Source organism: Tolypothrix bouteillei VB521301, assembly GCF_000760695.4.
GTDB lineage: Bacteria > Cyanobacteriota > Cyanobacteriia > Cyanobacteriales > Nostocaceae > Scytonema > Scytonema bouteillei_A.
On the sequence record NZ_JHEG04000001.1, the window covers coordinates 6,794,779 to 6,806,590 of the forward strand.

The following is an 11,812-nucleotide window of genomic DNA, read 5'->3' on the forward strand; positions in this document are numbered from 1 at the left end:
GAGTTATTCTCCCTTGTCTCCCTTGTCTCCCTTGTCCCTTGCTCTCATCTGTTCCCAATTTTTGAGCAAATCGGGACGGCGCTGACGGGTTCTAGAAATTTGTTGTTCGTAGCGCCACTTGGCAATGGCAGCGTGATTGCCTGAAAGAAGGACTTCAGGGACTTTCCATCCGCGAAAAGAGGCGGGGCGAGTATACTGGGGATAGTCCAACAAACCCTCTTCAAAACTTTCTACTTTCAAAGATTCTACTTTGCCAACGGTTCCGGGTATTAGACGTATGACACCGTTAATTAAAACCATTGCTGGCAATTCACCCCCTGTGAGAATAAAATCGCCTAAGGACACTTCACGGTCAACCAGATGCAGTACTCGCTCATCAACTCCTTCATAATGCCCGCAGATGATGACCAGCTGGTTGTAGTTTGTTGCGAGTTCTCGCAACAGGGGTTGATCTATGGTTTGACCTTGAGGACTCATCAAGATAACTTCTCTTCTGGGTAAAGTCGGTAGAGATTCTACAGCGGTAAAGATAGGTTCTGGCTTCATCAGCATTCCTACACCGCCCCCGTAGGGTTCATCATCTACTTTCCGGTGTTTATCGTTAGTAAAGTCTCTTGGATTAACGAGATTGACTTGGGCAATCTGTTTTGCGAGGGCTTTACCTATTAACCCGGAAGTGAGAACAGAAGTGAAACAGTCAGGAAATAGCGTAACTATATCAAAGCGCACAGTATTTCGTATTGGAGGACACTATTCTAAAGTTGGGATATATGTACTACATAGAAGTTGATGTTTTGTATTACACACACAAGCAACATCAAGAGTATCTAAAAGTACTGGAAAACTAACAGTTTCCGTGGCAATACAAGTTTTTCTAACTACTTAATTTATGTTTAAATATTGTCACATCTACATTGAAATTATTTAACTAACCGAGTTGACAACTTCCAGGATGCATCAAGCCAGTCTCAGAAAAAAGTGTCTCATGACCTACTTTTCCCCCTTTATTCGGGGTGCGGAAGGGTGTTGGAATAGGAATGTGAGGGTAAGGCAAGCGGTTTTTCTCCATGAACAAATTCAATGGCTTCAAATCCAAGCTTCTAGGGTACAGGTGGTTCTTAAATCACTTATTATCCCCTACACTCTCTCACTTTCATACGCCAACACTCATCAGGTGAAAAATCAGGTGCTGAGTTCTTCGGAACGGCAAAGACACTATAAAACTGAGTCATGTTGTGCATAAAGCACTGTCCTCTTTAGGAGGCGAGGCGCAAAATCATAAAGGCGAACGACCTTGTTTAATTCACCTGAAGTTGTTGACAGGAGAAACACAATGCCGCAACTTAAAGCTAAATCGCTGGAAATGAGGACACCCCAAGCAACAAAAACCGCCGTTCTGGTCATCGGAGGCGCAGAAGACAAAGTTCATGGACGTGAAATTTTGCGGACTTTTGTCAGTCGTTCTGGTGCCAGTAACGCCTATATTACAATTATTCCCTCGGCTTCTCGCGAGCCGAGCATTATTGGTGGCAGGTATATCCGTATTTTTGAAGAAATGGGTGCTCAGAAGGTCGAAATTTTAGACATTCGGGAAAGGGAACAGTGTGAAGACCCTTACATCCAAGCATCCTTAGAAGCCTGTTCCGGGGTATTTCTGACAGGAGGAGACCAATTGCGTCTCTGTGGTGTGTTGGCTGATACTCCAGCGATGGATATTATCCGGCAACGGGTCAGATCCGGACAGCTTACCTTAGCAGGAACTAGTGCAGGGGCAGCTGTAATGGGTCATCATATGATAGCAGGAGGTGGTAGCGGCGAATCCCCAAATCGTTCTCTTGTTGACATGGCCACTGGCTTGGGTTTTATCCCAGAAGTGATTGTGGATCAGCACTTCCACAATCGAAATCGTATGGTACGCCTAATGAGCGCTATCGCTTCCCATCCCGATCGCCTGGGCATTGGTATCGATGAAGACACTTGTGCCATGTTTGAGCGAGATGGTTGGCTGCAGGTTCTGGGTAAAGGAAGTGTGACAGTTGTTGACCCAACAGAAGTGACTCACACAAACGAACCCCATGTTGGGGCAACCGATCCCCTGAACTTACATAACCTTCGGCTGCACCTTCTCAGTCATGGCGATCGCTATCACCTTTACCAGCGTACCGTTTTACCTGCGGTTTACCGCATCTCCAGCTGACGGAAAACAGTAGCTGGGGTTACACTGGGTTGACCGCTCCTTGCCAAATTTTGACTAAAAAATCGAAGATAATACGATGTAAGTAGAAAAAACTGTTTACCATGAACAGTTAAGCGGTCAATTCCAGTAAGAAACTAGAATTTTGGTTCCGAATCTCCATCTACCTATTTCCCATGAGAATCCTCAAGATCCAGACCTTACGCGGCCCCAACTATTGGAGCATTCGACGCCACAAGTTAATTGTCATGCGCCTCGATTTAGAAAACCTTGCCGAGACGCCTACAAACGAAATTCCTGGCTTTTATGAAGGATTAGTTGAGGCTTTGCCAAGTCTGGAAGGTCACTTTTGTTCTCCGGGCTGTCGTGGTGGTTTCTTAATGCGCGTGCGAGAAGGCACCATGATGGGTCATGTTGTGGAACACGTAGCCCTAGAACTGCAAGATTTGGCTGGAATGAACACGGGCTTTGGGCGCACTCGTGAAACGACGTCCGCACCCGGAGTTTACCAGGTGGTGTTCGAGTATCTAAATGAGGAAGCAGGACGCTATGCTGGCAGGGCAGCTGTACGGTTGTGCCAAAGCATTGTCGATAGGGGACGTTATCCAAAAGCTGAACTAGAGCAAGACATACAAGACCTGAAAGACTTGTGGCGTGATGCAGCACTAGGACCCTCTACAGAAGCACTGATTGCAGAAGCCGAAAAAAGGGGTATTCCTTGGATGCAACTCGGCGCACGCTTTTTGATCCAGCTGGGCTACGGCGTCAATCAAAAGCGGATGCAGGCAACAATGACAGATAACACTGGCATACTGGGCGTAGAACTTGCTTGCGACAAAGAAGCAACCAAACGCATTCTCGGGAATTCAGGAATTCCCGTTCCTCGCGGTACTGTCATTAACTTCTTAGACGATCTCGAAGAAGCCATACAATACGTTGGCGGCTATCCCATTGTCATCAAACCTTTAGATGGCAATCACGGACGCGGTATCAGCATTAACATTACTTCCTGGGAAGAAGCAGAAGCAGCATATGATTCTGCCAGACAAATTTCCCGCTCGATCATCGTCGAACGATATTACGTTGGACGGGATCATCGCGTTTTGGTGGTCAATGGCAAAGTCGTCGCAGTTGCAGAGCGCGTTCCCGCTCACGTAGTTGGTGATGGCAGAGCCACTATTTTTGAATTGATTGAGGAAACCAACAAAGACCCAAATCGGGGTGACGGGCATGATAATGTCCTCACCAAAATTGAACTCGACCGCACTAGCTACCAGTTACTGGAAAAACAAGGTTATAACCTAAATACTGTCCTGCCTAAAAGTACAATGTGCTACTTAAAAGCGACAGCAAACTTAAGTACAGGGGGAATCGCTGTAGACCGTACCGACGAAATCCATCCAGAAAACGTCTGGCTGGCACAGAGGGTCGTGAAAATCATCGGTTTAGATGTTGCGGGAATTGATATTGTTACACAAGATATTAGCCGTCCCTTGCGAGAAGTCGATGGCGTGATTGTGGAAGTTAACGCCGCACCCGGTTTCCGGATGCACGTTGCTCCGAGTCAAGGTATACCCCGCAATGTCGCAGGAGCAGTCATGGATATGCTGTTCCCGAACGACAAATCAAGCCGCATCCCTATTCTGTCAGTAACGGGTACCAATGGCAAAACCACAACCACCCGTTTGTTAGCACATATTTTTAAACAAACTGGTAAAGTCATTGGTTATACAACTACAGATGGAACTTATATCGGGGATTACTTAGTAGAAGCAGGTGACAACACCGGACCTCAAAGCGCCCAACTGATTCTTAGCGATCCCACTGTGGAAGTGGCAGTGCTAGAAACAGCACGTGGCGGTATTCTGAGATCTGGGATCGCTTTTGAAGCTGCTAATGTGGGAATTGTATTAAACGTTGCTGCGGATCACTTGGGAATCGGTGACATAGATACACTAGACCAGCTAGCACATCTTAAGAGTATAGTTGCCGAAGCAGTATACCCCGACGGTTACAGCGTACTCAATGCTGACGACCCACGAGTCGCTGAAATGGCAGAGAGAACAAAAGCCAATGTTGCCTTCTTTACCATGAACCCGGATTCGGAGTTGGTTAAGAAGCACATTCAGAAGGGAGGCGTTGCTGCCGTTTACGAAAATGGTTATATCTCTATTTTGAAAGGTGATTGGACGCACCGAATTGAACGGGCCGAAAATATACCCCTCACTATGGGCGGACGTGCTCCGTTTATGATAGCCAATGCTCTGGCAGCTACTCTAGCAGCATTTGTGCAAAATGTTTCTATAGAACAAATTCGTGCGGGCTTGAATTCTTTCCGTGCTTCGGTTAGTCAGACACCGGGACGGATGAATTTATTCAATTTGGGCAATTTCCATGCTTTGGTTGATTATGCCCACAACCCTGCTTCTTACCAAGCGTTAGGTGCTTTTGTTCGTAACTGGACTTCAGGCGATCGCATTGGAGTTGTTGGGGGACCGGGAGATCGACGCGATGAAGACTTTGTAACCTTGGGCAAACTCGCTGCAGAAATCTTCGACTACATGATTGTCAAAGAAGACGATGATACGAGGGGACGCCAACGGGGTTCGGCGGCTGAGTTGATCGTTCGAGGCATTAAAGAATTTAACCCCGATTGTAAATACGAAGTGATTCTGAGCGAAACTGAAGCGATTAACAAAGCTTTGGAAACAGCTCCCGACAACAGTTTAGTCGTTATCTTACCGGAAAGCGTCAGTCGTGCTATCCGGTTAATTAGAGCACGTGGAGTTGTCAAAGAGGAGTTAGCCCAACAAAATACCAGTTCCTCCACTGTAGACTCCCAAGTGGGTGTACCATCTTCAGTGGTCAACACGCGTTTGTAGTCATTTGTCCTTTGTCATTTGTTGTTGTTCTTGCTCGCAAATGACAAATGACCAATGACAATTAACTACTGTTTTTCTTGTTCGCGATCGCTATCTTCACTCGGCTTGTTCAGTTCTTCCTTAAAACCTCGAAGAGTTTTTCCCAGTGCGCTACCCAGCTCTGGAATTTTTTTCGGTCCGAAAATGACAATAGCAACCAGACCAATAATTGCGATTTCTGGCCATCCCAATCCAAACATATGCTTCTCCTGTCACAACCCTTCCTCATTATAGGTATAATGAGGGGCTGTCAGAAACAAGCCCTCATCAGAAGAAAGAATTTATTTTTTGTCGTTTTTTAAAGAACAAATCTCAAAATATTCAAGATTTTTTATACCAGAAGGTAAATAAACCCTAACTAAAGGCTGTTTTATGCCATATGGATCTGGTGCAGAACATCCGAGAGTATAGCAAAACTGTTGAATAATAGCAGTGCCTTTTTCACCAACGAGTTCGATAGTCAGGCGGCTATAATTATTAAGAAAAATGCTTACGCGATCCATTCCTCATAGTGTGTAGTCATTGTCAATTTAAAAAAGTGGTATTAACTGTATAGATCGAGTTGTTAAGTTACCAGAAAAAATTTTATATTCATATTTTCTTATAAGTAAAATGTGATATTCTTATAGACTTATAGGACCCAAAAGTGTCTGGATAACAAAACACTTCCTAAAAGCATCTACCCAATCCATGTCTTCAATAAGAGTGCGTTTACTCTAGACGATCGATGCAACTTTAAAAGCTGCACCAACAAAGTTGTGCTGCATAAAGATTAACATCTCATGAATCAAGTGACCAAAAATTGCTTTTCCTACTAAAACTACTTTTTAAATTTAGGTTTTTCTCTTAGCAATGGTTCATGAAATATCTCGTATCAGCCCTAAAATCCAGACAATTGCAAGAATGATTTTCTTTTTAACCAACAATTTCCTTTATTGCTTGGAGTAAATTGTGAATGGTTTTCTTCCATTTTTGTCAGACTATCTATATCTGTAAAGCAAGCATTAATCACCTCATAAAAATCGTTCATTTTAGAGTATAAGGAAAGTAAAAATGTTTCTTGAAAAAACTTATTCCTTAACCTTTTTCATCTGAAATGCAAAACTATGCAGAATAAAGAATGAAAGAGAACTTTTCATTCCTTCGTTCAGGACACTGACATTACCTGAATGGATTTTTGTAGAAAAAAATAGGGTTCCTATTAATTTTTGTCTTTGAATCTATTTGATACTTTGACTTAATCCTTCAACACAATATGGACAATACAAATCGCAGAAAGTTTACAGTTACCCCAGAAGTTGCACTTCTTTTAAAAGGGTTGATTGTTGGGAAAATTATGACAATAGTCGTTATTGGCGGACTGTTCTGGTGGCTGCTTTGGCCGCGCTTGTTATGGGTTGGCAGCAGTTCGAGTTCTTTTACCAATCAAAGCATAAAAACTAACTCTGCGAGTCAATTAACCTTTCAGACAGTTTCTGATGTTCCCATTGGTTCTTTTAAATACGGTGGCAGTACAACTTGGGCTTCTATCCGACAATTAGTAGATTCTCAGATCCAAAACACTCGCTTGGAACTACAATTGCACTACACAGATCCTACTGATGGTAAACCCAGTTCGAGTACGGGCATTCGGATGTTACTTGACGGGCAATTAGACTTCGCTCAGTCCTCCCGTCCCCTAACAACAGAAGAAAAAAACACCGCTAAACAGCGTGGTTTCATGCTTAAACAACATCAAGTAGGTATGGATGGGATAGCAGTGGTTGTCAATCCTTCACTTCAAGTGCGAGGTTTAACAGTTAATCAATTACGCCAAATTTATCTGGGTCAACTTAATAATTGGAAACAGGTAGGGGGACCTGACTTAACCATCACACCTTTTGCCCAACCGGAATCAGACACGGATACAGTCATATTTTCTGCTAACAGCAAATCCAACAAGCAAGGACTTGCCTCTGGCGTGAGATATGTTTCCTCCACAACTGACGCACTGCGTCAAGTCAACAAAACTCCTGGCGGCGTGTATTATGCTTCTGCTCGTGCAGTTGTACCTCAATGCAGTGTCAAGCCTTTGCCACTGGGGGGGCAGACTCCTACAAAACTCATTTCACCATACCGCGAACCAAGAGTGCTACCCGAACAGTGTCCGCGCCAACGCAACCAAATCAACACCGAAGCATTCAAGAATGGTAGCTATCCTCTGACGGCTGGTTTATTTGTTATTGTCAAGCAAAACAACAGTCAACAACAGCAAGTTGCAGAAGCTTATACCAAACTCTTATTAACCGACCAAGGACAAAACGCAATTGAGCAGGCGGGGTTTATCAGAATGCCCTAGGTTTGTATATCAATGAAGCTACAATAATACACTTAGGATGCGAGCAGTATGCACGCAGAACAAATGCTACCTAGCATGAATTTGTCTCTCGACCTGCTAGTATACACTAGCTTTATGGATGTGGGTTACGAGCTCCTTGCGAGCGATCGTGTTCCCCTACAAATTCAACAAACTTTCCTCAGAAGGATAGTTTATCAATATTGGAATGCCCGCGAGCTAAAAACTGTTGGTTATAGGGCGGCTTATCTTCTTCAAGTTGCTCCAGAACATTGGCTGTTTGGTTGGCTGTACTACAACGAGTGGGATAGTACAAGCGAGCACTACATACCATATTTCATTTGCTACTATCTAGCAGAATCACTGCATGCTCTGAGCATCGAAAAAATTTGCGCTTGCTTGCAAAAGGGACCTGTATCACTTGTAGAACGGCACACTTTTTCAACTTCTTTAGAACCTCTAATTTTAGAAGACTTAAGTAGTTACCAAGAAGTAAAGCCAGGAGTCGCGATTCCTTGGGAAGTTCGCCAGCAAATTTATAGAAACTTTAAGCAAGGACAATTAACGGATTTATTCATCCTATTTCAAGAAATTGAAAAGGAAACTGAACTGTTACAGCCAGTCCTCCTTGAGGATTTGGTTGTGGAAGATCGAACGACTGAAGATAGTACTTTACCACATGTTCTTCCAGTTCCAGAAACAGACCGGGAACTAGAACTGTTGTTGCCAATTCCACATGAAGAATGGCTTGCTAAAGACAAAACGACTAATGCTCGTGCTTTGCTACCCGATCGCAATTTTCTTTTGCTACTTGGGATCAGTTTTGGTATGTTTACTAGCATCATAGTCATAATTTTATTTTTTGTCTTTTTTTATACGTTAAGATTAATTCCAATCCAGCACAATCCTTCTCCTACCCCGTCTGTCATACCTTCTAACAATTTGACTTTCCGCAGCTAGCAGCTATATACACTTCTTAAAATTTAATTAATCGAAATTTATAAAAAAAACCGACTGATTGCATGGCAATAGCAGTCGGTAACTAGCTTTCTTGTTTAGGAGGAGGAAGCAAAATAATATAAATAGTTTAGATCTTTGTTTTATATTTGATGCGAGCGCAATAACTTTTTTTAAAATTTTTAAAGAAAAAATTTTTGTTATGATTGATACCTTAAAGACTTCCTAGCAATCGCATTTTAAGACCTTCCCGAACACTCTATGGGTAACTTTCCGCCAGAACAACGTCTATAGGCAAAACTCCACTTGCTTCTAAGGCTGCTTTTAGAGTCACAATAGTCAAGGTATTTGTTTAGATTTTTCATACAACTCTATGACCCATCAGGAAAGTAATGCAAAAGAAACTCCAACGTCATCGCGAGTATGGCGGGGTTTACAGGAAAACCTAACTCTCATTGCGATCGCTTTGTGTTTGGCAATTCTCATCCGCACCTTTGTTGCAGAACCTCGCTACATTCCTTCAGATTCCATGTTACCAACCTTGTACAGAGGCGATCGCTTGGTTGTGGAAAAGATTTCCTACCTTTTTCACCCTCCTGAATTGGGCAATATCATAGTTTTTCAGCCACCAGAAGAATTACAGCGTCGGGGTTATCCTAAAGACCAAGCTTTCATTAAGCGCGTAATTGGTACCCCAGGACGGAGCGTTAGCATCGCCAGTGGTAAAGTTTATCTTGATGGTAAACCCCTACAGGAGGACTATATTGCAGAACCGCCAAATTTACCAATGGAAAAGCGACAAGTTCCAGCCGATGAATTTTTTGTTATGGGAGATAATCGTAATGATAGTAACGATTCCCGTTATTGGGGTTTTTTGCCTAGAAAGAATATTATAGGTAGAGCCGTGTTTCGCTTTTGGCCTCTTGACCGCATAGGGTTTATTTAAATTCGTGAGTCATTTGTGGTTAGTTGATTGTTAAACCACAAACGACTCACAACTAACTAAACCTTAAATAATACATCAACTGGGCGATCGCCGAGCCCGGTAGATTGAGCCTTTGTTGAAAATCAGCTAAATTACGGAAAAGACCTGCTGACAGGCGATTTTCTACAATGGCTTGCGCGAGAGATACATCAATAAAAGGTACTTGTATCAGTGTTTCAACCGTTGCTACATTTGGGTTGACAATGTGGCTCGGAAGGGCTAAGGCTTCCTCGTCATAATAAATAAAATTAAGAAGGGGTCTGAGGGGTTCAAGTCTCTGTACGGATATACTGAGAGCCGCTGCAATATCTTCAACACAATAAAATTTCACTCCACCACGGGAGAGTTCTACAAGCGATCTTGCTTGATGAATGGAAAATCCCGGTAAACGCAGCCAATCATCGACAGTTGCTTGATTGACGTCTATACGGATACCCAATTCCACTGCGATCGCAATTTCTTCTCCTGATTGCAGTCGGTGGTAGGGGTTGTTAATCAATTGAGTGCGGAGTTTTTGCAGCCTCGGATTCCAAGATAGCCAATTTTTCATAGCTTTTTCTCGTTTTACATTTGGTCGAGCAACTGACGGCGCTTTTGCTCAAATTCATACTCAGAAACTAGTCCCTCCTGACGCAAACTTTCTAACTCTCTCAAAGCGTCTGCAATAGCTCCTACGCGATCCGGGACGTACTGTGAACTTTTGATAGCTGTTTTACCCATATTAAAATGGCGGTCAAAAGTTTCTTCATCTTGAGCTAAGTACCAAACTCCTTCTATAGCACAAGCAACTTTGGGAATAGGTGTCCAAGAAAGCAGTACATACAACACACCCCAAAGTGGTTGACCTAAATAAAACTTGTGTAGTCCTGATATTGTCAACGTACCAGACAAAGCTAGTATTGCGGCGATACTTCTGTTCTTGCGCTGATTAAACATAGTTTTTATCTTAACAGTGATTGGTGATGAGTGACCAGTAAAACCTCACGCATCAATGAATTTGGGGCTCGTACCACTTTACGTTTGGTTATTTTTTATTTGTCGTTGGTTCTTGGTAGGAGTGTTGAGATATTTATATTTTTTAACATACTTCTGTTGATTCTTACTTAGCTACATATTTTTCGCCTGACTGTTTGTGCTGCTACAAACACAATCTGTAAACATTGCTCGTCTTCCAAAAATGTGAATTTATTTCTGTATATCCTATCATCCATTATTCCCTTGAATCTACTGAATTTTAAGACTTCTTGCACTGACTTTAAAGATTGTGTTAGTCATAACGGGTTGATGACTGAGTCTAAGTCATTACGTGATAGAAAAATTGGTTATGTTAGGGTGATTTTTTGGATTGAAAGGCTAGAACTCAGAGAAATTCCTGCAAGTGAAATAGACATTTTTTACGAGCCTGCGATCGCTTCTCTAGCAGAGACTCAATATAAATCATTAGTGGTCTCTTATGAAATCACTCAGCAGCTAAGAGAACTTGATTTAGTATATTTTTGCTCGTCCTCATCCAATCTACTGTTTCAAGAAAATCCTTTAGTTGGTTAGAGAACAGAATATTGAGTCAGAATTGACTTTCTATGAAGATAAAACAGATGTAAATAATTATGCCAAACGGCACTATCAACGTAGAATAAGCTATGTTAGACAAGCTAACTGGAAATCAGCCGTACAATAATTGCGAGATGCCATCAAGTTAAAGCCGAATAATAGCGATTATCTTGCTTTACTGGGATTTGTCCATTTGAAACAAAACCTAATATGAAGGGCAAAAGTTTATTTACATCAAGCATTAAAACTTAACCCACAACAAAAACTTGCCTTTAAATATGCTTTAAGAATGAAGCATGAAATATGAAGTACACGAAAATTTTTTTATCCTTTATCCCTTATTCTTCATACTTTTGGGTCAAGTGTTGAAATTGCGGTAGAAAACCGTACTCAAACCGAAGGCTGTTTTCCAGATGATATCTCTAGATTAGAATAAAACTAAAGATCGCAAGTACAAAAGCTACTGAGCGACATTACTCAGTGGAGTGTGGGCAAGATGGGATTCTTTGACTCGGAAATAGTTCAGCAAGAAGCAAAGCAGTTGTTTGAAGATTATCAAGCACTGATTAAATTGGGTAGCAGCTACGGCAAATTTGACCGTGAAGGCAAAAAACTGTTTATCGAACAGATGGAAGCCATGATGGATCGCTACTGTGTTTTTATGAAACGCTTTGAGCTATCAGAAGATTTTATGGCACAAATGACTGTAGAGCAACTCAAGACACAATTAGGTCAGTTTGGCATTACGCCGCAACAAATGTTCGATCAAATGAACTTCACGCTACAACGCATGAAAGCCGAATTGGAAAAGCAATCTTAGGAACGTGGTTAGTGGTTCAACTCTACGAACTACTAACCACGTTCCTACT

12 protein-coding genes are annotated in these 11,812 nt (G+C 42.3%); 7 read left to right on the top strand and 5 right to left on the bottom strand.

Features of this window, described 5'->3' with window-relative positions; translation table 11 throughout:
• Positions 1-3: 3 nt before the first annotated feature.
• Entirely contained in the window at positions 4-729 is a 726-nt protein-coding gene (gene trmD, locus HC643_RS27585) for a tRNA (guanosine(37)-N1)-methyltransferase TrmD (RefSeq protein WP_038082983.1), read from the bottom strand.
• Between the two features lie 604 nt (positions 730-1,333).
• Here trmD and HC643_RS27590 point away from each other — a divergent pair.
• Both HC643_RS27590 and cphA read left to right on the top strand, forming a co-directional pair.
• Positions 1,334-2,197, top strand: coding sequence for a cyanophycinase (locus HC643_RS27590; RefSeq protein WP_038082984.1), 864 nt, complete (start codon positions 1,334-1,336; stop codon positions 2,195-2,197).
• 173 nt (positions 2,198-2,370) lie between these two features.
• On the top strand, positions 2,371-5,076 hold the full coding sequence (gene cphA / locus HC643_RS27595) for a cyanophycin synthetase (protein WP_038082985.1): 2,706 nt from the start codon (positions 2,371-2,373) through the stop codon (positions 5,074-5,076).
• A 65-nt stretch (positions 5,077-5,141) separates the two neighbouring features.
• On the opposite strand, the gene HC643_RS27600 is transcribed toward cphA, so the two are convergent.
• Both HC643_RS27600 and HC643_RS27605 read right to left on the bottom strand, forming a co-directional pair.
• Complete coding sequence (locus tag HC643_RS27600) at positions 5,142-5,315, bottom strand: Sec-independent protein translocase subunit TatA/TatB (RefSeq protein WP_038082986.1); 174 nt, start codon at positions 5,313-5,315, stop codon at positions 5,142-5,144.
• Positions 5,316-5,396: 81 nt separating this feature from the next.
• The gene (locus tag HC643_RS27605) at positions 5,397-5,618 is read right to left on the bottom strand and encodes a hypothetical protein (RefSeq protein WP_038082987.1); all 222 of its coding nucleotides are present in this window, start codon (positions 5,616-5,618) and stop codon (positions 5,397-5,399) included.
• A 752-nt stretch (positions 5,619-6,370) separates the two neighbouring features.
• On the opposite strand from HC643_RS27605, the gene HC643_RS27610 reads away from it, so the two are divergent.
• From HC643_RS27610 to lepB, 3 genes are all read left to right on the top strand, one after another.
• Positions 6,371-7,453 carry a PstS family phosphate ABC transporter substrate-binding protein gene (locus HC643_RS27610; protein ID WP_038082988.1) on the top strand — a complete coding sequence of 361 codons (1,083 nt, stop codon included), beginning with the start codon at positions 6,371-6,373 and terminating at the stop codon, positions 7,451-7,453.
• Positions 7,454-7,501: 48 nt separating this feature from the next.
• Positions 7,502-8,410, top strand: coding sequence for a hypothetical protein (locus HC643_RS27615; protein WP_050046799.1), 909 nt, complete (start codon positions 7,502-7,504; stop codon positions 8,408-8,410).
• A gap of 370 nt (positions 8,411-8,780) precedes the next feature.
• Complete coding sequence (lepB, locus tag HC643_RS27620; protein ID WP_038082989.1) at positions 8,781-9,353, top strand: signal peptidase I; 573 nt, start codon at positions 8,781-8,783, stop codon at positions 9,351-9,353.
• 52 nt (positions 9,354-9,405) lie between these two features.
• On the opposite strand, the gene HC643_RS27625 is transcribed toward lepB, so the two are convergent.
• On the bottom strand, positions 9,406-9,942 hold the full coding sequence (locus HC643_RS27625) for a ComEA family DNA-binding protein (RefSeq protein ID WP_038082990.1): 537 nt from the start codon (positions 9,940-9,942) through the stop codon (positions 9,406-9,408).
• A gap of 14 nt (positions 9,943-9,956) precedes the next feature.
• The gene (locus HC643_RS27630) at positions 9,957-10,328 is read right to left on the bottom strand and encodes an NINE protein (protein WP_038082991.1); all 372 of its coding nucleotides are present in this window, start codon (positions 10,326-10,328) and stop codon (positions 9,957-9,959) included.
• 282 nt (positions 10,329-10,610) lie between these two features.
• Between HC643_RS27630 and HC643_RS27635 the strand changes: the two genes are divergently transcribed.
• Positions 10,611-10,940 carry a hypothetical protein gene (locus HC643_RS27635; protein ID WP_237265953.1) on the top strand — a complete coding sequence of 110 codons (330 nt, stop codon included), beginning with the start codon at positions 10,611-10,613 and terminating at the stop codon, positions 10,938-10,940.
• 499 nt (positions 10,941-11,439) lie between these two features.
• On the top strand, positions 11,440-11,763 hold the full coding sequence (locus HC643_RS27640; protein WP_038083007.1) for a DUF1825 family protein: 324 nt from the start codon (positions 11,440-11,442) through the stop codon (positions 11,761-11,763).
• Positions 11,764-11,812: the final 49 nt, after the last annotated feature.

What these genes read in the sequence shown, in the direction of transcription:
- HC643_RS27605 (WP_038082987.1), bottom strand. Translation starts at nt 5,618, where the DNA reads ATGGATCGCGTAAGCATTTTTCTTAATAATTATAGCCGCCTGACTATC.
- HC643_RS27625 (WP_038082990.1), bottom strand. Translation starts at nt 9,942, where the DNA reads ATGAAAAATTGGCTATCTTGGAATCCGAGGCTGCAAAAACTCCGCACT.
- HC643_RS27610 (WP_038082988.1), top strand. Translation starts at nt 6,371, where the DNA reads ATGGACAATACAAATCGCAGAAAGTTTACAGTTACCCCAGAAGTTGCA.
- cphA (WP_038082985.1), top strand. Translation starts at nt 2,371, where the DNA reads ATGAGAATCCTCAAGATCCAGACCTTACGCGGCCCCAACTATTGGAGC.
- HC643_RS27630 (WP_038082991.1), bottom strand. Translation starts at nt 10,328, where the DNA reads ATGTTTAATCAGCGCAAGAACAGAAGTATCGCCGCAATACTAGCTTTG.
- lepB (WP_038082989.1), top strand. Translation starts at nt 8,781, where the DNA reads ATGACCCATCAGGAAAGTAATGCAAAAGAAACTCCAACGTCATCGCGA.
- HC643_RS27600 (WP_038082986.1), bottom strand. Translation starts at nt 5,315, where the DNA reads ATGTTTGGATTGGGATGGCCAGAAATCGCAATTATTGGTCTGGTTGCT.
- HC643_RS27615 (WP_050046799.1), top strand. Translation starts at nt 7,502, where the DNA reads ATGCACGCAGAACAAATGCTACCTAGCATGAATTTGTCTCTCGACCTG.
- HC643_RS27640 (WP_038083007.1), top strand. Translation starts at nt 11,440, where the DNA reads ATGGGATTCTTTGACTCGGAAATAGTTCAGCAAGAAGCAAAGCAGTTG.
- HC643_RS27590 (WP_038082984.1), top strand. Translation starts at nt 1,334, where the DNA reads ATGCCGCAACTTAAAGCTAAATCGCTGGAAATGAGGACACCCCAAGCA.